Annotated in this window: 24 protein-coding genes; 17 read left to right on the top strand and 7 right to left on the bottom strand. The window is 63.2% G+C overall.

Going from position 1 to position 23,426, the window contains the following annotated elements; all coding sequences use genetic code 11:
- Positions 1-2: 2 nt before the first annotated feature.
- Positions 3-704, bottom strand: coding sequence for an SDR family NAD(P)-dependent oxidoreductase (locus AADZ55_RS19585; protein ID WP_085325783.1), 702 nt, complete (start codon positions 702-704; stop codon positions 3-5).
- Positions 705-993: 289 nt separating this feature from the next.
- Between AADZ55_RS19585 and AADZ55_RS19580 the strand changes: the two genes are divergently transcribed.
- From AADZ55_RS19580 to AADZ55_RS19535, 10 genes are all read left to right on the top strand, one after another.
- Entirely contained in the window at positions 994-2,520 is a 1,527-nt protein-coding gene (locus AADZ55_RS19580; RefSeq protein ID WP_085325784.1) for an aldehyde dehydrogenase family protein, read from the top strand.
- Positions 2,517-3,722: a CaiB/BaiF CoA transferase family protein gene (locus tag AADZ55_RS19575; protein WP_085325785.1), complete on the top strand. Its 1,206-nt coding sequence runs from the start codon at positions 2,517-2,519 to the stop codon at positions 3,720-3,722. Before AADZ55_RS19580 ends, AADZ55_RS19575 begins: the two co-directional genes overlap by 4 nt.
- 318 nt (positions 3,723-4,040) lie before the next feature.
- Entirely contained in the window at positions 4,041-4,853 is an 813-nt protein-coding gene (locus AADZ55_RS19570) for an MlaE family ABC transporter permease (protein ID WP_085325786.1), read from the top strand.
- Positions 4,854-4,866: 13 nt separating this feature from the next.
- Positions 4,867-5,712: an MlaE family ABC transporter permease gene (locus AADZ55_RS19565; RefSeq protein WP_085325787.1), complete on the top strand. Its 846-nt coding sequence runs from the start codon at positions 4,867-4,869 to the stop codon at positions 5,710-5,712.
- A 10-nt stretch (positions 5,713-5,722) separates the two neighbouring features.
- On the top strand, positions 5,723-7,015 hold the full coding sequence (locus tag AADZ55_RS19560; protein WP_423202331.1) for an MCE family protein: 1,293 nt from the start codon (positions 5,723-5,725) through the stop codon (positions 7,013-7,015).
- Positions 7,012-8,031: an MCE family protein gene (locus AADZ55_RS19555; RefSeq protein WP_085325788.1), complete on the top strand. Its 1,020-nt coding sequence runs from the start codon at positions 7,012-7,014 to the stop codon at positions 8,029-8,031. Before AADZ55_RS19560 ends, AADZ55_RS19555 begins: the two co-directional genes overlap by 4 nt.
- Positions 8,031-9,149 (top strand): MCE family protein, encoded by a 1,119-nt coding sequence (locus AADZ55_RS19550; RefSeq protein ID WP_085325789.1) that lies wholly within the window; start codon positions 8,031-8,033, stop codon positions 9,147-9,149. Before AADZ55_RS19555 ends, AADZ55_RS19550 begins: the two co-directional genes overlap by 1 nt.
- The gene (locus AADZ55_RS19545; protein WP_085325790.1) at positions 9,146-10,579 is read left to right on the top strand and encodes an MCE family protein; all 1,434 of its coding nucleotides are present in this window, start codon (positions 9,146-9,148) and stop codon (positions 10,577-10,579) included. The genes AADZ55_RS19550 and AADZ55_RS19545 overlap by 4 nt, the downstream gene beginning before the upstream one ends.
- A complete protein-coding gene (locus tag AADZ55_RS19540) occupies positions 10,576-11,856 on the top strand; it encodes an MCE family protein (protein WP_085325791.1) in 1,281 nt (426 codons plus the stop codon). Before AADZ55_RS19545 ends, AADZ55_RS19540 begins: the two co-directional genes overlap by 4 nt.
- Complete coding sequence (locus AADZ55_RS19535) at positions 11,857-13,593, top strand: MCE family protein (protein WP_085325792.1); 1,737 nt, start codon at positions 11,857-11,859, stop codon at positions 13,591-13,593. It begins immediately after the preceding gene.
- Positions 13,594-13,642: 49 nt separating this feature from the next.
- Here the strand turns inward: AADZ55_RS19535 and AADZ55_RS19530 are convergent, their stop codons facing one another.
- The 3 genes from AADZ55_RS19530 to AADZ55_RS19520 form a co-directional block, all read right to left on the bottom strand.
- On the bottom strand, positions 13,643-14,161 hold the full coding sequence (locus AADZ55_RS19530; protein WP_085325793.1) for a hypothetical protein: 519 nt from the start codon (positions 14,159-14,161) through the stop codon (positions 13,643-13,645).
- Positions 14,162-14,295: 134 nt separating this feature from the next.
- Positions 14,296-14,892, bottom strand: a complete 597-nt coding sequence (locus AADZ55_RS19525) for a hypothetical protein (RefSeq protein WP_085325794.1) — start codon at positions 14,890-14,892, stop codon at positions 14,296-14,298.
- Positions 14,889-15,653, bottom strand: a complete 765-nt coding sequence (locus tag AADZ55_RS19520) for a hypothetical protein (protein ID WP_085325795.1) — start codon at positions 15,651-15,653, stop codon at positions 14,889-14,891. Before AADZ55_RS19520 ends, AADZ55_RS19525 begins: the two co-directional genes overlap by 4 nt.
- Before the next feature lie 266 nt (positions 15,654-15,919).
- Between AADZ55_RS19520 and AADZ55_RS19515 the strand changes: the two genes are divergently transcribed.
- The gene (locus AADZ55_RS19515) at positions 15,920-16,267 is read left to right on the top strand and encodes a hypothetical protein (protein WP_085325796.1); all 348 of its coding nucleotides are present in this window, start codon (positions 15,920-15,922) and stop codon (positions 16,265-16,267) included.
- On the opposite strand, the gene AADZ55_RS19510 is transcribed toward AADZ55_RS19515, so the two are convergent.
- Positions 16,264-16,872 (bottom strand): TetR/AcrR family transcriptional regulator, encoded by a 609-nt coding sequence (locus AADZ55_RS19510; protein ID WP_085325797.1) that lies wholly within the window; start codon positions 16,870-16,872, stop codon positions 16,264-16,266. The genes AADZ55_RS19515 and AADZ55_RS19510 overlap by 4 nt on opposite strands.
- 169 nt (positions 16,873-17,041) lie before the next feature.
- Between AADZ55_RS19510 and AADZ55_RS19505 the strand changes: the two genes are divergently transcribed.
- Genes AADZ55_RS19505 through AADZ55_RS19490 form a run of 4 tightly spaced genes read left to right on the top strand, consistent with a single transcriptional unit; the run spans position 17,042 to position 19,472 of the window.
- On the top strand, positions 17,042-17,767 hold the full coding sequence (locus AADZ55_RS19505; RefSeq protein WP_341286229.1) for a hypothetical protein: 726 nt from the start codon (positions 17,042-17,044) through the stop codon (positions 17,765-17,767).
- The gene (locus AADZ55_RS19500; protein WP_085325798.1) at positions 17,764-18,603 is read left to right on the top strand and encodes a hypothetical protein; all 840 of its coding nucleotides are present in this window, start codon (positions 17,764-17,766) and stop codon (positions 18,601-18,603) included. The genes AADZ55_RS19505 and AADZ55_RS19500 overlap by 4 nt, the downstream gene beginning before the upstream one ends.
- The gene (locus AADZ55_RS19495; RefSeq protein ID WP_085325799.1) at positions 18,600-19,184 is read left to right on the top strand and encodes a cytochrome c oxidase subunit 3 family protein; all 585 of its coding nucleotides are present in this window, start codon (positions 18,600-18,602) and stop codon (positions 19,182-19,184) included. Before AADZ55_RS19500 ends, AADZ55_RS19495 begins: the two co-directional genes overlap by 4 nt.
- Positions 19,185-19,190: 6 nt before the next feature.
- On the top strand, positions 19,191-19,472 hold the full coding sequence (locus AADZ55_RS19490) for a cytochrome C oxidase subunit IV family protein (RefSeq protein WP_085325800.1): 282 nt from the start codon (positions 19,191-19,193) through the stop codon (positions 19,470-19,472).
- Here the strand turns inward: AADZ55_RS19490 and AADZ55_RS19485 are convergent.
- Positions 19,445-20,752: a cytochrome P450 gene (locus tag AADZ55_RS19485; RefSeq protein WP_085325830.1), complete on the bottom strand. Its 1,308-nt coding sequence runs from the start codon at positions 20,750-20,752 to the stop codon at positions 19,445-19,447. The two genes, AADZ55_RS19490 and AADZ55_RS19485, sit on opposite strands and share 28 nt — an antisense overlap.
- A gap of 185 nt (positions 20,753-20,937) precedes the next feature.
- Between AADZ55_RS19485 and AADZ55_RS19480 the strand changes: the two genes are divergently transcribed.
- Complete coding sequence (locus AADZ55_RS19480) at positions 20,938-21,564, top strand: TetR/AcrR family transcriptional regulator (RefSeq protein ID WP_085325801.1); 627 nt, start codon at positions 20,938-20,940, stop codon at positions 21,562-21,564.
- Here the strand turns inward: AADZ55_RS19480 and AADZ55_RS19475 are convergent.
- A complete protein-coding gene (locus tag AADZ55_RS19475) occupies positions 21,555-21,878 on the bottom strand; it encodes a hypothetical protein (protein WP_119185014.1) in 324 nt (107 codons plus the stop codon). The two genes, AADZ55_RS19480 and AADZ55_RS19475, sit on opposite strands and share 10 nt — an antisense overlap.
- 357 nt (positions 21,879-22,235) lie before the next feature.
- Here AADZ55_RS19475 and AADZ55_RS19470 point away from each other — a divergent pair, with 357 nt between their 5' ends.
- Positions 22,236-23,417, top strand: coding sequence for an amidohydrolase family protein (locus AADZ55_RS19470; protein ID WP_119185015.1), 1,182 nt, complete (start codon positions 22,236-22,238; stop codon positions 23,415-23,417).
- The last annotated feature ends 9 nt before the right edge of the window (positions 23,418-23,426 follow it).

Here is a 23,426-nt window from a genome sequence, read left to right as displayed (position 1 = left end):
CCTCAGGTATTTCGACCGCCGTTGACGCCCAATAGCTGACCGGTGATGTAGCCAGCCTCTTTTGACACCAGAAAGGCACACGCGGCGGCGATGTCTTCGGGTCTGCCCATCCGGCGCACCGGGGTCGTGGCAATGTTCTGCTCGATGTCACCGAGAAAGCCGTGTGCCTCGGCGTTGCGCAGCATCGGGGTGTCGATGAATCCCGGCGCCACGGCGTTGACGGTGATGCCACTGGGCCCGTATTCGAGCGCTAGCGCCTTGGTGAGCCCGTTGACCGCGGATTTGGCCGCCACGTAGTGCGCCATATAGGGAGTGCCGGAATGGGTGCTTGACGACGAGATGTTGACGATCCGTCCCCAGCCGGCCTCAGTCATGTCGGGCAGCACGGCCTGAATCGTGTGGAATACCCCGTTGAGGTTGACGTCGATCACCCGCGACCAGTCCTCGAAGGTGATGTTGCTAAAGCGCTTGAACCCGTCCAGGCCGGCGGCGTTGACCAGGATCGTGATGGGCCCCAACCGGTCGCGGATCGCCGACAGCGCGACGTCGACCTGCGAACGGTCCGCTACGTCGGCGGTATACGCCAGTTCCGGGTCGGACGGTTTGAGATCGATGATGGCGACGTCCAGGCCGTCGGCCCGCAGGCGACGCGCGACCGTCAGCCCGATGCCGGATCCGCCACCGGTGACGACCGCGGTCTTCATCTGCTAACCACCCAAGCCCGGTGTGAGAGCGTGGTCGTCCCGATCACAAAGAATCTCCCTTACAATTATGAGAACCATACTCTCGCAGCGGAGATTGTCGCAAGCGAACCGCAAAACCACGCCCAGCCTGTGTCAAAAGGTCGAGGTCTGGGCCATTTGGGGGCCGGTCGATCAGCTGATACTGGTCCCGGAACTTCTTGAATTCCCAGAAACCGAATGTAAGATTCGCCAAAGATGAGAATGAAATTATCGTGACCGTCATCACTCCAGTTCCAGACCGGGGGCCGCAATGCCAGCACAGGACACCGCGGAAGCCAGCAGGCGGGCTCGACCAGCTCGCGCGGGCGACGGGGCCGCGTCACACACCGACCGCCGGTTGTTGATCGACGGCAGGCTCATCGCGACCGACACGACGTTCCGGTCGATCAATCCCGCCACCGGTGTGGTCCTGGGCCACGCTCCGGATGCCGGTGTGACCGAGGCCGAGGTAGCGATCGCGGCGGCGCGGCGTGCGTTCGACACAACCACCTGGCCGACCGATGTCGAATTGCGGATCCGCTGTCTCGATCAGCTGCATCGGGCGCTGGCCGACCACGCCGAGGAGTTGCGCGACCTGACGATCGCCGAGGTGGGCGCCACCCGCGCGCTGACCCACGGCCCCCAACTCGATGAGCCGATCGGCATCGTGCGGTTCTATGCCGACCTGCTTCGTACCTATCGGTTCACCGAGGACCTCGGCGAAAAGGAATCGCGGGGCATGCAACATCACCGCTGGGTGGAGCGGGAGGCCGCGGGGGTGGTGGGGGCCATCATCGCCTACAACTACCCGAACCAGCTCGCGCTGGCCAAGCTGTCCCCGGCGCTGGCCGCCGGGTGCACCGTGGTGCTGAAAGGCGCACCGGACACGCCGTTGATCACGCTGGCGCTGGGCGAGTTGATCGCCAAGCACACCGACATCCCCGATGGCGTGGTGAACGTGCTGAGTTCGTCGCGTCCCGCCGTCGGAGAAGCGCTGACCGCCAGCCCCGATGTCGACGTGATCACCTTTACCGGCTCAACCGCGGTCGGTCGGCGGATCATGGCCGCGGCCAGCGGGACCGTCAAGCGCGTCTTCCTGGAATTGGGCGGCAAATCGGCAGTGATCATGCTCGATGACGCCGATTTCGCCGCCGCGAGCATGTTCGCGGCGTTCAGTATGGTGACCCACGCCGGCCAAGGGTGCGCACTCACCTCTCGGTTGCTGGTGCCCCGCTCGCGCCACGACGAAATCGTCGAGCTCATCGCGGCGAACTTCGCCAAGGTGCGGCACGGCGACCCGGCCGATCCGAGAACGTTCATGGGGCCACTGATCAACGAGCGGCAGCGAGACAAGGTTGACGGCATGGTCGCGCGGGCTGTCGCGGCCGGCGCGACCTTGGTCACCGGCGGCAAGCGACTCGATCCCGGCTATTTTTACGCGCCCACCCTGCTCACGGGTGTCGATCCGGACAGCGAGATCGCCCAGGAGGAGGTCTTTGGGCCGGTCCTCGTGGTTATCGGATTCGATGACGACGACGACGCGGTGCGGATCGCCAACAACTCCATTTATGGACTGGCCGGGGCCGTCTTCAGTCGCGATCAGGACCGGGCGCTCGCGGTGGCCCGCCGGATCCGCGCCGGATCGTTTTCGATCAATGGCGGTAACTACTTCGGCGCTGATAGCCCGTTCGGGGGCTTCAAGCAGTCGGGTGTTGGCCGCGAAATGGGGGTTGCCGGCATGGAGGAGTTCTTGGAGCGCAAGACCTTTGCTGTCCCGGTTTCGAGGATGCCCGCATGAAACCACTGGAAGGCATTCGCGTTCTGGAAGTCGCCATGTACGGGTTCGTCCCGTCGGCGGGCGCCGTGCTGGGTGAATGGGGCGCCGATGTGATCAAGGTTGAGCACGCGGTGACCGGCGATCCGCAGCGCGGCCTGCGGCAGACCGGCATGCTGCGGGTGGAGGGCGACCCCAACCCCAACATCGAGCACGCCAACCGCGGCAAGCGCAGCATCGGACTGGATATGTCGGTACCCGACGGAAGGGAAGTGCTCTACGAGCTGGTCCGCCGCTCCGACGTGTTTCTGACCAGCTTCCTGCCCGACGCGCGCCAGAAGTTCGGCATCGACATCGACGACATCAAAGCGGTCAACCCGTCGATCATCTACGCGCGCGGCAGTGCGCTCGGTCCCCGCGGCGCAGAGTCCGGCAAAGGTGGCTACGACATGACGGCCTTCTGGTGTCGTGCCGGAACCGCCGCCACCATCACTCCGATGGGCTATGCCGGGACGATCAATCCGCCTGGACCGGCCTACGGCGACACCATCTCCGGCACCAACCTCGCCGGCGGCATCGCGGCGGCGTTGCTCAAACGCGAGCGCACCGGCGAACCGTCCGTCGTCGACGTGTCGTTGCTGGGCAGCGGCCTGTGGTCGCTGGGTCACACGGTGGCGTTGACCAAGCACCTTGGTCAGCTCATGCAAGCGCCGCCGCCCGGCATACACGGCTCACCCGTGAACCCTCTCGTGGGGGTGTACCCGACGGCCGACGGCCGCTACATCTCCCTGGTGATGATGCAGCCGACCAAGTACTGGGCCGATGTGTGCCGGCACATCGACCGGCCCGAGCTGGCCAACGATCCACGCTTTGACACCCCCGAAAAAATCTCCGCCAATACCGCCGATGCTGTGGAGATCTTGACCAAAGTCATCGCAACACGCACGCTTGCCGAGTGGAGCGAACGCTTTGCGACGCTCGCGGGACCTTGGGCGCCGGTGCAGGATACCCTGCAAGCGGCCGACGACGCGCAGATCCGGGCAAACGAGTATTTGGTGCGCGCAGGAGAACTCGAACTGGTCTCCAACCCGGTGCAATTCGACGTCACGGCGCCGCAGACCGGGCCGGCGCCGGGATTCGCCGAGCAGACCGACGAGATCCTGGCCGAACTCGGACTCGACTGGGACCGCATCATCGAACTCAAGACGGCTGGCGCGGTCACTTAGGGCCGGAGCTTTCCTGCAATGTTTAAGCCGGACGCCACTTCTGTCGGAACTCACCGGGGCGCATCGGCGAGTTGTCGGATAACGGTTGTGCGTTTTCCGTTCCGCCTGGACGCGACATGAGTCATAATCGCCAAACGCTCCAAGAGGTGGGGGCAGGGTCGGGCCGGCATCGTATTGGGGCGCCAACTCACGCAACGGAACGGAGGACTGGCGTGAGGAGGGAGACGGTTCTTGAGCCGAGATGCCATAGTTGGCAACATATTTCGCCTCGGTCGGTGCGAATAGTCCAGCTTCATGACGCCGACGGGGCGCAGGCGGATGGCGAATAAGAGCCGGGACCGCTGGTCACCCGGAGTGTCGTTACCAGTTGGGAACTTCTCCGGGGCAATGCAGGCGGTTGGTGGCTTGTTCGCGATGTCAGCGGAAGCGATCAAATTCGCGTTCCGCCGGCCCTTCCAAGCGCGAGAGTTCTTCGAGCAGGCGTGGTTCGTCGCCCGTGTCTCGCTGTTACCCACGTTGTTGGTGGCCATTCCGTTTACGGTTCTGGTGAGCTTTACGCTCAACATCCTGTTGCGCGAACTCGGCGCGGCGGATCTCAGTGGTGCCGGTGCCGCTTTCGGTGCGGTCACCCAGGTCGGTCCGTTGGTGACCGTGTTGATTGTCGCGGGCGCAGGCGCGACTGCAATGTGTGCCGACTTGGGTTCTCGAACGATTCGCGAAGAGATCGACGCAATGGAGGTGTTGGGGATCAACCCCGTGCAGCGGTTGGTCACACCCCGCATGCTGGCGTCCGGGCTGGTGGCCCTGCTGCTCAATAGCTTGGTGGTCATCATCGGCATTCTGGGTGGCTACACGTTCTCGGTGTTCGTCCAGGATGTCAATCCGGGCGCGTTCGCGGCCGGGATCACCCTGCTGACCGGAGTGCCCGAGGTAATCATCTCCTGCGTCAAGGCAGCTCTTTTCGGCTTGATCGCCGGATTGGTCGCCTGCTACCGGGGTTTGACGATAACCGGTGGCGGCGCAAAGGCTGTCGGCAACGCGGTGAATGAGACCGTGGTGTACGCATTCATGTCGCTATTCGTGGTCAACGTGGTCGTCACCGCGATCGGCATCCAGATGACGCCAAGGTAGGCGAGGATCAGCCGTGGCACTGCGAGCCGTCTACCCGCGACTTACCCGGAACCTCGAGAGGCCGGTCGCCACCCTGGGCCGAATCGGAGACCACACTTTGTTCTATGGCAGAGCGCTCGCCGGGGCACCGTTCGCGGTTGTCCATTACCGGCGCGAGGTCATTCGTCTCATCGCCGAAATCAGCATGGGCGCAGGGACTTTAGCGATGATCGGCGGCACCGTCGTGATCGTCGGCTTTCTGACGTTGGCGGCCGGTGGCACGCTTGCCGTGCAAGGGTACAGCTCGCTGGGCAATATCGGCATCGAAGCGCTGACCGGGTTCTTGGCGGCATTCATCAATGTCCGGATCTCGGCACCGGTGGTAGCCGGCATCGGGTTGGCGGCGACCTTTGGTGCCGGCGTCACCGCGCAGCTGGGCGCGATGCGGATCAACGAAGAGGTCGACGCGCTGGAAAGCATGGCGATTCGACCGATTTCATACTTGGTGAGTACCCGGATCGTCGCCGGGATGATGGCGATTACCCCGCTTTACAGCATCGCCGTCATCTTGTCGTTCCTGGCAAGCCAATTCGTCACAGTGATGCTGTTCGGGCAGTCGGGCGGCTTGTACAACCATTACTTCGACACGTTCCTGAACCCGATCGACTTGCTGTGGTCCTTCCTGCAGGCGGTCCTGATGGCGATCACCATCCTGCTGATCCACACGTACTACGGGTATTTCGCCTCCGGTGGCCCGTCCGGTGTCGGCCTAGCAGTGGGCAATGCAGTGCGTACCTCACTCGTTGTCGTGGTGTCGGTGACGCTGCTGGTGTCGTTGTCAATCTACGGTTCCAACGGAAACTTCAACCTCGCTGGCTAAGGGGGGACAGGTGACGCATAGGATCCCGCCGCCCGGCGGCCCAAGGGCCGGGCCGCCCAGGACCGAAGCCACCGGTGGGGGCCAGGCGCGGGCGGTCACCCGTCGCCAACCCACTCCCGGCTATGTGCGGCCTCTGGCCGGCCTGGCGACCATTGTGCTGATTGCCGGAGTCTTCGCGGTCGCGATTGCGTTGTTCAGTGGCGGATTCACCGAAAGCGTTCCGGTTACCGTATTGTCCCCGCGTGCCGGTCTGGTGATGAACCCGGACGCCAAGGTGAAGATGCGCGGCGTGCAGGTTGGCAAGGTCGCGTCGATCGAGTCGCTGCCGAACGGCGAAGCCGCGCTTCATCTTGCGATCGATCCCGCCCAGATGCACTTCATTCCGTCGAATGTGCTGGTAAACATCGCGTCTACAACGGTTTTCGGTGCGAAGTCCGTGGAGTTCGTGCCGCCCGCCGATCCCTCACCGCTGCCGCTGCACGCGGGCCAGGTGATCGACGGCAAACACCAACACGTCACAGTCGAGATCAACACCGTGTTCCAGCAACTCACGTCGGTGTTGGCGAAGATCGATCCCGCAAAACTCAACGAAACCTTGGGCGCGATAGCCTCGGCGTTCAGCGGCAGGGGCGCAAAGATCGGCCAGGCGCTGAGCGATCTGGATTCGTTTCTCGCGACGCTTCAGCCCAGTCTTGACGCACTGAGCCACGACATCGCGGCCACTCGAGTGGTGGCCAACGCCTACGCCGATGCCGCCCCGGATCTCATCAGGACGATCGACAACGCGAGCCGAATCAGCCAATCGATTGTCGACGAGCAGAGAAACCTGGATGCGTTGTTAATCAGCGTGATCGGTTTGGCCGACATTGGCAACGACGTGCTGCGCACCAACCGCAAACCACTCACCGATGTGCTGCATCTGCTGGTGCCGACCACGGATCTGACCAACGAGTACAACGAAGCGTTGACCTGCGGCCTCGGTGGGCTCGTAACGATGACTCATTTTCCGCCGCTGGCGGAACCGGGTATCTGGCTATCGGCGAGTTTGGTATGGGGTGCCGAACGCTATCGATACCCGACGCACCTGCCCAAGGTCGCGGCAACGGGCGGACCGCAGTGCCTGGACCTTCCGAAGATCCCCTTCAACAAGATTGAACCGTTTGTCGTCGCGGATGTCGGTGCCAACCCGACGCAGTACGGAAACCAGCAGCTACTCATCAACTCCGACGCCCTCAAGCAGTTGCTGTATGGGCCGATCGCTGGCCCGCCACGCAACTCCGCTCAGATCGGAGAACCCGGATGAGGCGGGGGCCGATCATCAAGTTCGCGGCCTTCGCGGTCGTGATGTTGGTGCTGACCGCGTTTCTGTTCTTCATCTTCGGCCAGTACCGCACCGGTGCGACGAATGGGTACTCGGCGGTGTTCACCGATGTATCGCGGCTCAAGACCGGACAGACGGTGCGAGTCGCCGGTATCCGGGTGGGCACGGTCACCGGCGTCGAACTGCAACCCGACAAGAAGGTCGTGGTGAAATTCGACGCCGACCGCAACATTGTGCTCACTGAGGGCACCAAAGCGGCGGTTCGGTACCTCAATTTGGTCGGCGATCGCTATCTGGAGCTCGTCGACGGCCCCGGATCGACCAAACGGCTGGCGCCGGGCGGGCAGATTCCGGTCGGCCGCACCTCACCGGCGCTTGACCTCGACCTCCTGCTTGGCGGACTGAAACCCGTTATCCAGGGCCTGAACCCGCAGGATGTCAACGCGCTCACCTCGTCGCTCATCCAGGTCTTCCAAGGACAGGGCGCAACGCTGCAGTCGTTGTTGTCGAAGACGTCGTCCTTCTCGGATGCGTTGGCCAACAACGACCAAACGGTCCAGCAACTGATCGACAACCTCAATGCGGTGCTGAGGACACTGTCCAAGGACGGCGGCAAGTTCTCCACTACGATCGATCGGCTGGAGCGCCTTGTCACCGGGCTGTCGGGAGACCGCGACACCATCGGTGCCGCTATCGAGGCCCTGGACAACGGAACCGCCTCATTGGCGGATCTGCTGGGCCAGGCGCGACCGGCGCTGGCCGGCACGGTGGATCAGCTGAGCCGGCTGGCGCCCCTGCTCGATCAGGACAAGGACAAACTCGAAGCTGCGCTGGGGAAGGCGCCGGAGAACTACCGCAAGCTGGTGCGACTTGGCACCATGGGCTCCACCATCCCGTACTACGTCTGCGGTCTGTGGCTGCGCGGTACGGACCTGAATGGCCAGACGGTGGTAGCCCCCTGGTTTAGGTCAGATGCAGGGAGGTGCGCTGAACCCTGATGTTGAAGTATCGCGGGCGTAGCCTTACTCGGGCCGGGTTCATCGGCGTTGTCCTGGTTGTGCTGGTCATCCTGGTGGGACTTTCGCCTGACCGGTTGTTGTCGTTGGCGACGGCGGTCCGGTACCAGGCGCTGTTTTCCGAAGCCGGCGGGATTGCCGTCGGCAACGCCGTAACGGTGTCGGGGATCAAAGTCGGCAAGGTATCGGATATTTCGCTGCACAATGGCGATGTCTTGGTGACCTTCACCGTCAAGTCGAACATTGCGCTGGGGACGGATAGCGCCGCGCACATCAGGACCGGTACGCTGCTGGGCGAGCGGGTGCTGACCTTGGAGTCGGCCGGCAGCGGGGCGATGCGTTCGATGGATGTCATCCCGATCTCTCGCACGTCCTCGCCCTACTCGTTGACGGACGCCGTCGGCGATCTCACCACCTACGCTTCCGAGACCGACACGGCGGCGCTCAACCATTCGCTGGACACGCTCTCGGCGACGCTCGACCAGATCGCGCCGCAATTGGGGCCGGCCTTCGACGGGGTGACCCGGTTGTCACGAAGTCTCAACAGCCGCAACGAATCACTGGCGCAGCTTCTGAAAAGTGCCGCCGACGTCACCGGGATCCTGTCGGAACGCAGCCAGCAAGTTAATGCGCTCATCCTCAATGCCGACGATCTGCTCGAAGTATTGGTGGCGCGCCGCCAGGAGATCGTCGAGCTACTGGCCAACACCTCGGCGGTGGCCAAGCAGCTGAAGGGATTGGTGAACGACAACGAAAGCGAGTTGGCGCCGACGCTGGAGAGGCTGAATTCGGTGGCCGCGATGCTGGAAAGGAACCGCGACAACATCGGAAAGGCGCTGCCGGCTCTCGCGAAGTATCAGATCACGCTGGGCGAAGCGGTCTCCGCCGGCTTCTACTACCAAGCGTTTGTCCCAAATCTTACTATCGGGAACCTCTTCCAGCCGTTCCTGGACTACCTCTGGGGATTCCGGACCTTTGACACTGCTCGCGGTCCTGGCTTCCCTTCGACCGTACCGCGATCGTTGGTCCCGTTCCCGTACAACGCCATTCCGCCGTGCCCGGGCTGTACGTTGGGCGGAAGGATCGGAGGATCGCAGTGACTTGGGGGATTCCGGGGGTTCCGCGCAGCCGGCTTGCGATCGTCACCGGGATCATCTTGGTGGGACTATTGCTCTCTTCGACGGCATTCGTTGTCCGGCAGACGTTCTTCCGCCCGAAGACAATCACCGCCTACTTCGCCACTACCACCGCGATCTACCCGGGCGACGATGTGCGGGTCTCGGGCGTCAAGGTCGGCAGCATCGCTGCCCTGAAACCGGAGGGGAAGCAGGTCAGGATGATCATGCACGTCGACAACGACGTGCTCATTCCGGCGGACGCGAAAGCGGTGATTGTCGCCCAGAATCTGGTCGCTGCCCGATACGTCCAGCTCGCCCCGGCGTACCGGACGAGTGGCCCGGTCATGCCGGACGGCGCGGTGATACCGATCGAGCGGACGGCGGCACCCGTCGAGTGGGACGAGGTTAAGACCCAATTGATGCGGCTGGCAACGGATCTGGGTCCGAACGGTCAGGTGTCGACGCCTTCGGTAGCCCGCTTCATCGACAGCGCTGCCAACGCACTTGAGGGCAACGGCGACAAGCTGCGGCAGGCGCTGGCTCAGCTGTCGGGGGTGGGGCGGATCCTCGCGAACGGCAGCGGGAACATCGTCGACATCATCAAAGGACTGCAGACCTTCGTCACCGCGCTGCGCGACAGCAACACTCAGATCGTGCAGTTCAACGATCGGCTCGCCACGCTCACCAGCGTGGTCAACGACAGCAGGTCGGACCTGGACGCGGCGCTGACGGATCTAGCCGAGGTGGTCTCGGAGGTGCGGCGATTCATCGCCGAGACCCGCGACCCGGCGGCCGAGCAGATTCAGCGGTTGGCCAATATCACTCAGAACCTCGTCGATCACCACATGGCCCTGGAGAACATTCTGCACGTCGCGCCGAACGCGCTCGCGAACTTCTACAACGACTATGACGCTGACACCGGTACCATCATCGGCGGGTTCGGGTTGATCAACGAGGCGAATCCCGTATTTTCGGGTGCTATCTTTCCGGTTCCAATACCCGGCTGCTCGGTGACCGGCAGCCTCGAGAACATTACTGCCGTCGAATCGGCCAAGCTGTGTTCCTTGTTTATCGGCCCGGGATTGCGGCTGCTCAACTACAACCATCTGCCGATTCCCATCAACCCATTCCTGAACCCGTCGTTCCGCCCGGAGAACATCGTCTATACCGAGCCGCGCCTGGCGCCGGGCGGCGAAGGTCCCAAACCCGGGCCTCCCGAGATCCCGCCCGCTGTGTCCGCGTATACCGGCCTGCCGGGTGATCCCGTGGGACCGCCGGGGGCGGTGCCGCCGGCGCGGATACCGGGCGCAGCGATGCCATTGCCGCCGGCGCCGACGACACCGATGGAATCGCCCGCGCCCGCTCCGGGCCTACCGGGCGTGCTGTTGCCAGCCGAAGGCCCGAGTCCATGACCGCCGGGTGCCCGACGCTCCTCCGGCGATTGCTTGCCGTCGGCTCCTGCGTCCTGCTGATCGCCACGGGATGCGCATTCCACGGGCTGAACTCGCTGCCGCTGCCCGGCGCGGTGGGCCGCGGGTCGGGAGCGAACATCTACCATGTGCTGGTTGCGAATGTCGGTACGTTAGAGTCGAATTCGCCAGTACTGATCAACGACGTGGTGGTCGGCAGTATCAGCAGGATGACGGTGTGCACTCAGCTCACTGCGCAGTGCACCGAAAAGGGCTGGTACGCCGACGTCGAGATCTCAGTAGAACGCGATGCGGTCGTCCCAGCGAACGCGGTGGCCAGCGTCGGGCAAACCAGCCTGCTGGGGTCGATGCATCTGGAGCTCAATCCGCCGCTCGGCCAGCCGGCAACCGGACGACTGCAACCGGGTGCCACCATCGGTTTGAATCGGTCATCGACCTATCCGTCGACAGAACAAACCCTGTCGTCGGTATCGGCCGTGGTCAACGGAGGTGGACTGGGTCAGATCGGGGAGATCATCCACAATTTCAATGCCGCCCTGTCCGGGAACCAGGGCGCCATTCGGGATCTGATCACTCGCCTCGACACGTTCGTGGGGACCTTCGACCAACAGCGCGACAACCTCATCGCATCCATCCAGGAGTTGAACCGGTTTGCCGGCACGCTGGCCGGGCAGCGTGACACCGTCGCCGAGGCGCTGCGCAAGGTACCGCCCGCGCTGGACGTGCTGATCAGAGAGCGGCCACGGCTCACGACCGCCCTGGACAAACTTCGGGTATTCAGCAACACCGCCACCGGGCTGATCAGGGACACCCAGGCCGACTTGGTCAGGAACCTCAAGAACCTGGAGCCCACGATCCAAGCGCTCGTCGATGTCGGACCGGAAATCGATGCGGCGCTGGCGTTCTCGCTGACATTTCCGTTCCCGCAGAATCTCATCGATCGGGGCGCCAGGGGCGACTACTTCAACCTCTGGGCCCACTTGGACTTGACCATTCCGCGGCTCAAGCGAGGGCTGATGCTGGGGACACACTGGGGAGAGCTGCACGCGCCGGAACCGCCGGCGCCCGGGGACCCCTACTACCTGAATTACACCCTTGACCCACTTCATGCCGGGCTGGTGCCGCTGCCGGGTCCTCCGCCGAGTCAAGCACCTACGGCGGCTGTCGCGCCCGCCGCCGGCCCGGCTGAAACGCCGCCGGGCGCCCCGGCAACCGACACACCACCATCAGCGAACCCACCGGCGGAGGGTGGTGGCTAGATGCTGACCCGATTTGTCCGTATCCAGCTGGTCATTTTCACGATCGCCTCGATCATCGGCATTGTCGTGATGGTCTTTACCTACGTCCAGGCGCCGACTCTGCTTGGCATCGGGCGGATTACGGTCACCTTGGAACTTCCCGAAGCGGGCGGGCTGTACCGGTTCAGCAACGTGACCTACCGCGGAGTGGAGGTCGGCAAGGTCACCGGGGTGGGGTTGACCTCCCACTGCAGCGACCCCAAACACCGCGTGTGCGTGCATGCGACGCTTTCCCTTGCCAGCTCGGCCAGGGTCCCTGCGGACCTGCAAGCCCAGGTGCGCAGCATTTCCGCGGTGGGCGAACAATATGTGGACTTGCGGCCCCGAACCGACTCACCGCCCTACCTGGGCGACGGTTCGGTGATCCCGATGGGCAAGACTGCGATCCCGCAGGCGGTCGGGCCCATGCTCGATCAGGTCAGTGCCTTGATCGATAGCATTCCCAAGGACAAGCTCAGCCAACTGCTCGACGAAGCGTTCCGGGGTTTCAACGGGGCGGGCTACGATTTTGGATCGCTGCTCGACTCGACTACCACACTCTCCGGCGACCTCAACGGCGTTGCCGAGCGCGCGCGAACCCTGGTCGAGGACACCGGCCCGCTGCTGGACACCCAGGCTCACACCACCGACAGCATCCGGCTCTGGGCGCGCAGCCTCGCCGGGATCTCGGACGTGTTGGTGGCCGACGACTCGAAGGTGCGCACCCTGCTGGAGAATGGTCCCGATGCCGCGAACGAAGCGTCTCGACTGCTCACCCAAATCAAACCAACATTGCCGGTATTGCTGGCCAACCTCACCACCATCGGCCAGATTGCCGTCACATACCATCCCGGACTGGAGCAACTGCTGGTGTTGCTGCCGCCGATTGTCAGCGCCACACAAGTGTCTGGGAATACCAACCACCCAGACGGTATGCCGGTCGGCGACTTCGCGATCACGGTCGACGATCCGCCGATTTGCACGGTCGGTTTCATGCCTCCCAGCCAGTGGCGATCGCCGGCCGACACAAGCGTGATCGATACACCCGACGGGATATATTGCAAACTGCCGCAGGATTCACCGCTCTCGGTTCGTGGCGCGCGAAATTATCCCTGCATGGATCGCCCGGGGAAACGCGCGCCCACGGTCGAAATCTGTAAGAGCGACAAGCCATACCAGCCGTTGGCGATGAGACAGCATGTGCTCGGTCCGTACCCGCTGGATCCGAACCTGCTCTCGCAGGGTGTTCCGCCGGATGACCGGATCACCTTCGGTGACCGAATTTACGCCCCGGTGGAGGGAACGCCGCTGCCGCCAGGCGCGGTTCCGCGGGGGACACCCCCGGGTCCGAGGGGCGAATATGGCCCGCCGGGGCTGGGATACGCGGCACCGCCGCTGCCGTCGTCGGCCACCATGTCCACACGGTCGGAGGATTTTCCGCCGATAGCGCCGCTCGACGTCCCATCGCCGGGTGAGCTTCGGACACCGACATCGTCGGCGCCCGACGTGCCCGCACCCGACGAGGTCGCTGGCGGGGAGCCGCAGGCGGCTCCAAGCGCGTTTGGGCTCAACGGATCTGAACCAGCGCCGGCGGTGGCGGTCGCCCATTACGACCCGCACACCGGTCGCTATGTCGGTCCGGACGGGAAGCTGTACCAGCAGGCGGACCTGGTGACGTCGACGGCGCCCAAAACGTGGCAGGACATGTTTCCCACTTAGTGCCGCAATCCCAATCGGGGATTCGGGCTGTTGTGTGGTTGGGGCCCAATCACCCTATCTTGTCGAGCCGGAACGGCATCTCGACGGTAAGCCACTGGTTTTGGCCGCAGGCGCCGCTGGGGCCGACCGTCCTGTCCTTACCCGCCAGGGTCGGTGATCCGGTTTGGGGTAGACCGTTCGAGTCCACCGCATAGAAAGTGAATGTCTGCTGCCCGGTGAAAGCGGTGCCATCCTCACATCGCTCCCAGTTTGGCACCTCGTGTTTGACATACCACATGGTCCCGTCGTGCATGTATAGCGGTGCGCTCCATCCTTGGTCGCTGGTCACCGTGCCGGTGCAGTCCTGCGTTGTGGTGCAGGTGGAGCGGATCGTCCAGGTGCTGACGACGGTGGCCTCGTCGTGGTAAGTCTCGCGCGTCTTGGCATATTGGCCGATGGAGGTGGCGCGGTAGGTCCCGTTGATCGCGACGTCATCCTTGGATGCTCGTGCCGAGGAGGCGGGGCCCAGACCGCTGAATGCCGTGGCAGTCACCAACATTACGGTAGCGATAGTTCCAACTGAACGCATCGTGTGCTCCTCGACGCGTATTGACTCGACTTTGCGGACGCGGATTTAGCACCGGTATCGGCATTCTGTCACTTTGACAATAACACCGGCTTCGGCCGATCAGGTATACCGATTCGAGCCGAACGTCGCAGCGGTCATAGCAAGGGATCGAACTTCGAGATGAGCCAGGATCCGTTCACCTTCCTCAGCGTGACCAGGATGCTGCCGGCGGTAATGACCGGATCGGGCTTTTCTTTGCTTTCGGTCCGCTGATTGACGAATACGAGTACCACGGCCGACTCCGGGTGCAACTCCGACAGGGCGGCCCGAGCCACGCTGGCGTGCGTCGCGATGTGCTTCTCCTGCGCTATGGGCGCGACGATCCTTTCGGTGAACTTGCCGTAATGGTCCAGAAATTCGCCCGTCAGATGCGACTTGGCGTTGGCGAAATCGCGATTCAGGTTGTCGGGGGAGTAGGACAGGATCGCCACCGCGCCATCGGAAGCCGCCTTGATCGCGTGCTGTGCCGCCGTGGCATTGATCAGCTGGTCCGGACGGTACACGAAGCAGTACACGCTGGCGGGAAGCCCCGTTGCCGCAATAAGCAACACCGCCAAAAGGATTGGACGCCACTTTGCCACACACCGGCGGGCCCCGCGCCTGATAACGGCGACTACGCCGCGACGTGCTCGCGTCTCGCAAGCATGTGGTGCACCCATGTCGTTCAGTGACGACTCTTGGTCGGCCGTCATGGTAGGAATTCGACTTTCGACATCTTGAGCTGGTCACCGTCCCGGTCGAGATGGACAAGGATCCGCCACGGGTCGGCCTGCTTCGTGTAATCCGGGCTGCTGCGTTCGGATTTCGCGGCAACGAGGACAACTGCCGAATTCCTGGCCATCGACATAACAGCGACGGCGTCCACCGTGACCTTGGTGCTGACCTTCGACTGTTCCACGCCCTCAGCAAGGGCGAGTGCAGTGACCTCCAGCTGGTTCTTGAGCTGGCCCGTGGAAGCGTCAATGATGCGTTGGAAGTCTTGCTTTGCGTGGTTGGCGTCAATCGACATCAAGATCACGACGCCGTGGCGGGCCGCGGCGGCGAACTCTTGCGCGCGCTGCCGTTCGTTCATGATGGTGTGGTGCTGCCAGAGCATAAGGCCGCTCACCACGAGTGAGGTCAAACTGAACACGGTCACGGCGACAACGATCACCGCTTTCCGTCCCGGATGCTTCAGCCTGGCGACGATGCGGGCCGGAACGGCCCGCTGAGGAGCCGGGCGATCAGGCTTCAGCCTGGCGACGATGCGGGCCGGAACGGCCCGTTGAGGAGCCGGGCGATCAGGCTTCAGCCTGGCGACGATGCGGGCCGGCCCGTCGCCGGCGGTTGGCACCCCCACTTCGGCTTGCTTGCGGAGACGGGTCGCACGCGCCCTTGCCGCCTCGGCACGCTCTTGGGCGCGAGCGGCCGCATCCTGCGCTGCGGCCACGGAGGTGGACTCCCGCGACGACATTCGACCTCCCCGGTCGCTGCGGATACGTGCAGGAGGTTCACATTATCATCGCCCGGCGACGCCAATGGGCAGCTTCCGAATTATCCAATTTCACGCACAAGCCGCGCAAAAGACGGCTCGCCAGGCGGATAGATGACTGCCGGCTATTCGGTCGGTGCATTGCGTGCCAAGCGGAGATCCTTCTTTCGCCGCCTTTTCGGGGTGCCCTTTTCACGGGGCCTCAGCTGTGCCAAAGTAATTGCGTGCGCTTCACGGTGGCAGCGGCAATGCTGGGCGCCGGGGTGTGGCTGGCGCCGCCCGCCGCAGCAGGGCCGACTGTGTGCGACTACCCAGGCTGCACGCCGGGGATTCAGCCCGGCGTCGTTCTTGGCGCGCCGTGCGACAACACCACCTATTACGTTTTCGGGGTCACGGAATGGGGACGCTTGGTGTTCTGCGGTTCACCACGCAGATACGAGCCCCGATACTTCCGGTCACCGCCGATGGCAGGAATTAAAGAAGAGAACGCCGACTGTCAAAAGTACTCAAATTACGTCGCTCAAGCGCCCGATGGTCTGTTCCTTGCCTGCGTAGCGCAAAGCGGCCGAACTTTCTGGACACGCGGCGACACCTAGCGCTTGCCACGCGCCGTGGCTGGCTCGGCCGGTTGGATGAGCCGGTGCGTCATGCGGAGCAGCTGTGAGCGCAAGGTGTCGTCGTCGACGTCGGCGACGAGTGGGTGCATTACCCCGACCGCGATCGCACCGGAGAGCATCGCCGCCGACACCCGCGCATCCTGGGTGGCGTCGTCAACCAGCACGCCGTAGAGCCGCTGGATGAACTGCTGGAAGGGTTCATGCTCGGCCAGTAGCCGCACCACAACCGGATCAAATTGCAGGGTGGCCGCCGCGCCGCGACGCTCAATGGCCAGGTCGATGACCCTGCGCAGCAGCACGTCGCGCGCCCGGGGCGCGTGGTCGTGCGCTTCGGCGGATTCCAGCGCCTCTTCCAGCCCGCCGAGTTCGCGTTCGGTGAGCGCGACGACGATTTGCTCCTTGGTTTTGAACTGGTGATAGACGGCCGCCTTGGTGACACCGATGGCGTCGGCGATCATCTGCAACGAGGTGCCGCCAACTCCATGATCGGCGATCAACCGCAGTGCCGCGTCCAAGATGCGCGTCTGCGCGCGGCTGCGCGCGATGAACCGGAATTGGCTGCGGCCCAGTCGCCCAACCCGCATGGATGCCACACCGAGAGCCTAGCCGATCGGCTATTGACCCAAACTAGCCGATCGGCTAGTTTCGCTGTACGCGCCCGCCTCGGCAAGGGCCTGGCGTGAGCCGGAAGGAGTCACCGATGCCGGCCATCGGCGAGAACGGTGCCCTCGGGGGAGAGCTGCGCGGGGCGCGATGAGGCGAACCGATGGTGAGCTGATCCTGTTGTGGACCTTGCCGGTGGTCGTGATCATCTGGATCTCCGCGTTCCTACTGTTCCCGGGGTTTTCGCCGCCGATGTCACCCACCATGCCGGCGCAGCGGGTTGCGGCCTTCTATCGGGAAAACCAGTCGGGCGTCCGCTACAGCATGATCCTGTTCAACTGGTTCTGCGTGGGCCTGATCCCGGTGCTGATCCTGATCGTGATGCAGATCCGCCGGATGGCTCATCGGACGCCGATCTTTTCCTACTGCATGCTCGGCTGCGTCGCCGGCGGTCCCACCCTATTTCTCATCGCCAATGTGTTCTGGCTGCTGGCCGCCTTTCGCCCGGAACGGAATCCGGAGCTCACCCAGATGCTCAACGATCTCGCGTGGATTACCTTTACCAGTCAGGTCCCATTCCTCATCGGGCAAAGCGTGATTCTCGCCCTTGCGATCTACTTCGACGATCCGTCGCGACCGGTGTTCAAACGGTGGGTGGGGCACTTCAATCTTCTTGTCGCGGCCACGTTGGTGCCCGCGGCATTCGTCGGGATCGCGTTGGCTGGCCCCATGGCGTGGGATGGTGCGTTGTCCTTCTGGCTGAAGAACGCCTCCATCGCCGCGTGGATCGTCGTGATGGGAGTCGTTATCGGCCAAGCCATCTATCGGGAACGCGCGCAGTGCCGACAACGCGGCGAACAGCCGGTCACCGCATGAGCACGATGGCAACACAAACGGCGCACCCGCTCAACCGGCCGACGGGTCCGCGGCTGTTCCGGATCGCCTGGCATTGCCGACACAATCCCAAGCGCGAGCTGTGGTTGGCGTGGTGGACACTGGTCGCCTTCTACAACCTCTTCGTTCTGGTGTTCTTCGTGCTCACTCGCACCCAGCCCCCGCCGAACCCCGCGTGGGACACACCGCGGATAGTGCAGTGGTTCCACGACAACCACTTTGGGATACTCATCGGATTCGCCATCATGTTTGTCATCACCGGCATGACAACAATGAGCAACGCGCTCATCGCGTACTCGATGCGGCGGATGTCGGTCAGCCGTGCATTCGGATACTCCTACCTCGTCCTGTACGCACTGAGTGCGGTACCCGGAATGTTGCTGATGTGTATCGCGCTAACCGCCGGAGCCCTTCGCCCCGAACGCGATCCCGAGCTGATCAGTTGGCTCTACGATTTGGCCTTTTTGTCGTTCGTGGGAACCATGGGCGTCTTTCTGATCGGCTCGCTGGTGTGGATGCTCGCGATTCTCATTGACAAGAATCGGGTATTCCCCAAGTGGTTCGGGTACCTGAACCTCTGCAACGCACTTACCGAGATAGTGGTGTCACCCGCCTGGATCTTTCGACGGGGCGTCCTGGCGTGGAATGGCCAGATCGCGTGGTGGCTAAACATGGTGATATTCGGCATCTACACAGGCGTTTTCATTCTTCTGCTGAGGAAGATGATCCAGCGCGAGGATTATCGCGATGGGCCTCTGCCCGATCTAGCCCCGACGGGGCAGCACGATCGACCTGAACCGGCGGAGGCGGCGCGATGACGCACCTTGGCACCGCCGCGCCTGCCAAGTTCGTGCCCGGGCAGCCGGACATGTGGGCATTCGTCTTCTTTGAAACGCTGGTCTTCACTGGGTATTTCGGCTTCTATCTGTTCTACCGAGCCCAAAGTCCCGCACTCTTCCTGCAAGCGCAGACGCAACTGGACCTACGCATCGGGGTGCTCAACACCCTTGTCTTGCTGGTGAGTTCCTGGTCGATGGCGCGATGCGTGCAGTCGGCTCGTGCCGGTGCATATCGCCCCGCGCTCAGGGACGTGTTTCTAACCGCGTGCTTCGGTCTGGTGTTCGGGGGTTCAAAGGTGTTCGAATGGGTCGAGCAGGCCCGCCTGGGCAACAGCTTTACCAGCAACGACTTCTTTACCTACTACTTCTTTCTCACCGGGATCCACTTCGTGCACCTGCTCATCGGCGTCGTGGTGCTCGGTGTTGCCGTACACCAGCTCAGGAGTCCGGCTCCGAGATCGCAGGGATCGCAGGAGCTCGTCGAAACATGTGCTACCTACTGGCATACCGTCGACTTTCTCTGGGTGCTTATTTTTGCGTTGCTCTATGTAGCGAGGTGATCGAACATCGAATTCAACAAAAGGCTGCTGGTCGTCTATCTGGTGTTGGCGTCGTTAACGCTCGGCTATCTCTGGATTGACCACGCCGCCGACCGATCGCTGCGATCCAGTACCGTGGTCACGTCGGGCGTGATCGTGATCGCAGTCATCAAGGTGCGCATTATCTTTCGGGAATTCATGGAAATCAGACAGGCTCCGGCCCTGCTCTGCCGCCTGACGGACGCCTGGGTCATGCTGGTCGGCGTGAGCCTGCTTGCCTGCTACTTTGTCGGCATGGCGATCGGGTAGTTCGCTAATCCCGTCGGCGTGAACGTGATGTGGAGCTCGCTCAGGCCACGCAGTATGTAGGTCGGCTCATAGATGTATCGGCGGTCGTGCGTCGGGCCGTGCTTGACCTCGTTGATACCGATATCGGCCATGCGATCCAGGATGCGTTCGAGGGAAACTCGACCCTCTACCCGGGCGAGCGGTCCGCCTGGGCAGGAATGCACTCCGCGGGCAAATGCCATGTGCTCACGGACGTTTGGGCGGTCGAGGCGAAACTCGTGCGGATTCTCGAACCGACGCGGATCACGGTTGGCCGCACCCGGTAGCACCATCACCACGGTGCCGGCGGGTATGTCGAGGCCGCCCAATGTGGCTCGCTTGCGGGCCAGCCGAGAGTCGCTCTTCACCGGACTGTCCATCCGCAACGATTCTTCGATGAAGTTCGGGATCAGGCTGCGATCGTCACGCAGCTTTTGCTGCAGATCGGGCCGGTCGCCGAGGACCCGCATGGCGGCGGTCAGTAGCTTGGCCGTGGTTTCCTGGCCGGCCGCGAACAAGAAGGTGGCCGAGCGGACCACCTCGATGACCTCGGGTGTGGAGCCGTCCGGGTATTTCGCGGTCGCCAGGGCGGTCAGCACGTCTTCGCGAGGGCCGCGGCGCCGGTCGTCGATGTAGGAGCAGAATTTGTCGTCGAGCCACTGCAACGGGTTGACGCCTACCGATTCGTGGTCCAGTGCGCCGACCCGCCCGGGGCGATCGGCGCCGAGCACGACGCGGAAGTCGTTGCGGTCCTTCTCGGGGACGCCCAGCAGATCGGCGATCACCAAAGTGGCGAAGGGTTTGGCGTATTCGCTGATGAACTCACACGCACCGTTGGTCAGGAACTCGTCGAGCTGGCGGTCGGCGAGATGCCACATGAACTCCTCGTTCTGCTTGAGTCGGCTTGGCGTTAACAGCCGGCTCAGAATCGATCTCGCCCGAGAGTGCGCCGGGGGGTCCATGGTGACCATGTGCTCGAACATCGGGAATCGCTGGCGGTGGGCTTCGATCTGGTGGTTGATGTCATCGCCTTCGGGCACAAACGGTAGCGGCGGGAATGGTCCGCCCAGTGCGACGCAGTTCGAGAAGGAGTCGGTGTCCCGGTAAACCGCGGTGGCTTCTTCGTAGCCGGTGACGGCGACGACCCCGTAGTGCGGCAGCCGGAGAACCGGATTTTGGTTACGTAGGTAATCGAAGTAGGGGTGCGGGTCGGGCACCAAGGACGGATCGGTGAAGAAGTCGATGTAATCGAACGTGGTCATGTCGTGCATGCCTCCGGGAGCTGCCCGTGCCGAAGGGTGGCTGAATGGCGCGTGGACGGCGAGGGCTGGCGCGAATCCGACAGTGTGCTGAGCATCTGCTTAGCATGGCGGTAATGTCGTGGTCAAGGCCGCAACGCGACAGACGTGGCTACGATCAGCGTGGCTGACAGTTGAGGGGTAACGGCATGGCATCGCCGCGCAGGATTGGAGCTCCGGACGCGAAGAATCGCGGCCTGCTGCTGGACGCGGCCGAAGAGTTGATGCTCGAAGAGGGATACGCGGCCGTGACTTCTCGTCGGCTGGCCAACAAAGCTGGGCTCAAACCCCAGCTGGTGCACTACTACTTCCGCACCATGGACGAGCTGTTCCTTCAGGTCTTCCGCCGCAGGGCCGAGGAAGGCCTCGAGGTGCAGGCGCGGGCGCTGGACTCGCCCCAACCGTTGTGGGCGCTGTGGAGATTCGGCAGCGATCCCGCGTTCGCCAGAATCTCGATGGAGTTCATGGCTCTGGCGAATCATCGCAAGGAGATGCGCGCCGAAATCGCTTACTACGCAGAGCGGTTCCGCGAGGAACAAGGCAAAGCCGTGACGGCTGCGCTGCAGCGTTACGGCGTGGACAACGACGATCTTCCGCCGGTGGTGTGGACGGTAATCATGGCCAGCCTGTCGCGGTTTCTGGTGCTCGAACAGGCGCTCGGCATGTCCGGCGGCCATGCCGAAACCCTCGAGATCGTAGAAAGCTACTTGCGCCGGCTGGAGGGCGAGCCGCAGTCAATCGCGGGTATGCCGCAGGCGCGGGTGGTTCACCAATGACGCAGCGAACAAAGCACGCCCTTGGGGCCGTCCTTGGACACGACTACCGCGCCGTCCACGGCGATCTCACAGTGCAACTGCGGCGTCTTCGGTTCCGCCCCGACGCTGGCTGAGACCAACGCCCACTGGCCAGGGTTGGCCAGATCGAGCTCGTACGCCCACGGCTGTCCGGGGGCGACATCGACCTGGATGTTCGGAACGAATTGGTAGGGGTTATGGCTGTAATCGGAAAACACCGGCGGCTCTTGGTCCAGGTAGTAGATATCGGCGTAGATAGGGCTGGCCGCGGAAACGGAATACCTGACGTGATGCATCGCTGGGTCGGCACCTGCCAGCCCCGGGCTGGTGATCGAAGCGAGCACCGGCAGCGTTGCACACAGCGTTGCCGAACTGGCCTTTCCGATGGTCGTCATATCGATCCTCCGGCCGTTTGGGACCGTCGCCGCGGCTACCTATGGTAGTCGCATTCTCGTACACGGAGAATAACATCGGTCACCAGGGACTGGGCCCTCGTTTCGCGCCCGGCGGCCGCTATCGCGCAGTGCGGCATCCCCAGGGTGTTTCTGGGGTTCACCGCTGTTGGGAGGTGCTCCGCGGTGCCGGGCGCGGTCGGGCATTGCGATGCGCTACTGACGAGAATATGATTCTCACAAATTGCAATGGAGGATCTTATGACGGCCGCCGACCTGACCTATCCGCTGTTTGATGCCGACAATCACCTCTACGAAACCGAGGACTCGCTGACCAAGTACCTGCCCAAGCAGTTCCGAGATGCGATCCAGTACGTACAGGTCAATGGCCGGACCAAGATCGCGATTCGCGGCCAGATCAGCGACTACATTCCCAACCCCACCTTCGAAGTGGTCGCGCGCCCCGGGGCAATGGAGGACTACTTCAAGCACGGCAACCCGGAGGGCAAGAGTCGCCGGGAGATCTTCGGCGAGCCGATGCGCGCGATCCCGGCATTCCGCGAGCCGGGTCCGCGTCTCGAGCTGATGAACGAGCTGGGTGTCGACCGCTCACTTATGTTCCCGACGCTGGCCAGCCTTGTCGAGGAGCGGATGCGCGACGATCCGGCACTGATTCACGTTGTGGTGCATGCGCTGAACCAGTGGCTCGATGAAGTGTGGGGCTTTCAGTTTCAGAACCGCATCTTTACCGTGCCGGTGGTCAGCCTGCCGATCGTGGAGAAGGCGATCGAGGAACTGGATTGGGTTGTCGAGCGCGGCGCACGGGCCATCCTGGTTCGGCCCGCGCCGGTTCCGGGATACCGCGGTCCGCGGTCCTTCGCGCTGCCGGAGTTCGACCCGTTCTGGCAACGCTGTGTCGAGTGCGACGTGCTGGTGGCAATGCATTCCTCCGACAGCGGCTATGCCCGCTACACCGCGGAGTGGGATGGCAGCGACAAGGAAATGCTGCCGTTTCAAACCAATGCCTTCGCGATGCTCAACGAGTGGCGACCGGTACAGGACGCGGTCGCGTCGTGGGTGATTCACGGTGCGCTATATCGCGTTCCGGAATTGAAGGTCGCGGTGATCGAAGCCGGCTCCAAGTGGCTGTTCCCGCTGCTGGACCAGCTGGCCGACGTTTACCAGAAGACGCCGGAAAGCTTCCCCGGTGGCGATCCGGTCGAGGAGATCAAGAACCGCATCCACATCAGCCCGTTCTATGAAGACGGCATCGCGGACTTGGTCGACCTCATCGGCGTGGATCGGGTCCTCTACGGATCGGACTACCCGCACCCGGAAGGGCTCGCGCAACCGCGGCATTACGCGGATGCGCTGCAGTACCTGAGCGTCGACGATCAAGCAAAGATTATGGGCGGCAACCTCGCCCGCCTCATCTCGGTGTGACGTACGGCG

It is taken from the genome of Mycobacterium decipiens (assembly GCF_963853665.1).
GTDB classification, from domain to species: domain Bacteria; phylum Actinomycetota; class Actinomycetes; order Mycobacteriales; family Mycobacteriaceae; genus Mycobacterium; species Mycobacterium decipiens.
This window is presented reverse-complemented; position numbering and strand designations above follow the sequence as displayed.

Coding starts and splice junctions, on each gene's coding strand:
- AADZ55_RS19585 (WP_085325783.1), bottom strand. CDS start 704: ATGAAGACCGCGGTCGTCACCGGTGGCGGATCCGGCATCGGGCTGACG.
- AADZ55_RS19580 (WP_085325784.1), top strand. CDS start 994: ATGCCAGCACAGGACACCGCGGAAGCCAGCAGGCGGGCTCGACCAGCT.
- AADZ55_RS19575 (WP_085325785.1), top strand. CDS start 2,517: ATGAAACCACTGGAAGGCATTCGCGTTCTGGAAGTCGCCATGTACGGG.
- AADZ55_RS19570 (WP_085325786.1), top strand. CDS start 4,041: ATGGCGAATAAGAGCCGGGACCGCTGGTCACCCGGAGTGTCGTTACCA.
- AADZ55_RS19555 (WP_085325788.1), top strand. CDS start 7,012: ATGAGGCGGGGGCCGATCATCAAGTTCGCGGCCTTCGCGGTCGTGATG.
- AADZ55_RS19550 (WP_085325789.1), top strand. CDS start 8,031: ATGTTGAAGTATCGCGGGCGTAGCCTTACTCGGGCCGGGTTCATCGGC.
- AADZ55_RS19540 (WP_085325791.1), top strand. CDS start 10,576: ATGACCGCCGGGTGCCCGACGCTCCTCCGGCGATTGCTTGCCGTCGGC.
- AADZ55_RS19535 (WP_085325792.1), top strand. CDS start 11,857: ATGCTGACCCGATTTGTCCGTATCCAGCTGGTCATTTTCACGATCGCC.
- AADZ55_RS19530 (WP_085325793.1), bottom strand. CDS start 14,161: ATGCGTTCAGTTGGAACTATCGCTACCGTAATGTTGGTGACTGCCACG.
- AADZ55_RS19525 (WP_085325794.1), bottom strand. CDS start 14,892: ATGACGGCCGACCAAGAGTCGTCACTGAACGACATGGGTGCACCACAT.
- AADZ55_RS19520 (WP_085325795.1), bottom strand. CDS start 15,653: ATGTCGTCGCGGGAGTCCACCTCCGTGGCCGCAGCGCAGGATGCGGCC.
- AADZ55_RS19515 (WP_085325796.1), top strand. CDS start 15,920: ATGCTGGGCGCCGGGGTGTGGCTGGCGCCGCCCGCCGCAGCAGGGCCG.
- AADZ55_RS19510 (WP_085325797.1), bottom strand. CDS start 16,872: ATGCGGGTTGGGCGACTGGGCCGCAGCCAATTCCGGTTCATCGCGCGC.
- AADZ55_RS19505 (WP_341286229.1), top strand. CDS start 17,042: ATGAGGCGAACCGATGGTGAGCTGATCCTGTTGTGGACCTTGCCGGTG.
- AADZ55_RS19500 (WP_085325798.1), top strand. CDS start 17,764: ATGAGCACGATGGCAACACAAACGGCGCACCCGCTCAACCGGCCGACG.
- AADZ55_RS19495 (WP_085325799.1), top strand. CDS start 18,600: ATGACGCACCTTGGCACCGCCGCGCCTGCCAAGTTCGTGCCCGGGCAG.
- AADZ55_RS19485 (WP_085325830.1), bottom strand. CDS start 20,752: ATGACCACGTTCGATTACATCGACTTCTTCACCGATCCGTCCTTGGTG.
- AADZ55_RS19480 (WP_085325801.1), top strand. CDS start 20,938: ATGGCATCGCCGCGCAGGATTGGAGCTCCGGACGCGAAGAATCGCGGC.
- AADZ55_RS19475 (WP_119185014.1), bottom strand. CDS start 21,878: ATGCATCACGTCAGGTATTCCGTTTCCGCGGCCAGCCCTATCTACGCC.
- AADZ55_RS19470 (WP_119185015.1), top strand. CDS start 22,236: ATGACGGCCGCCGACCTGACCTATCCGCTGTTTGATGCCGACAATCAC.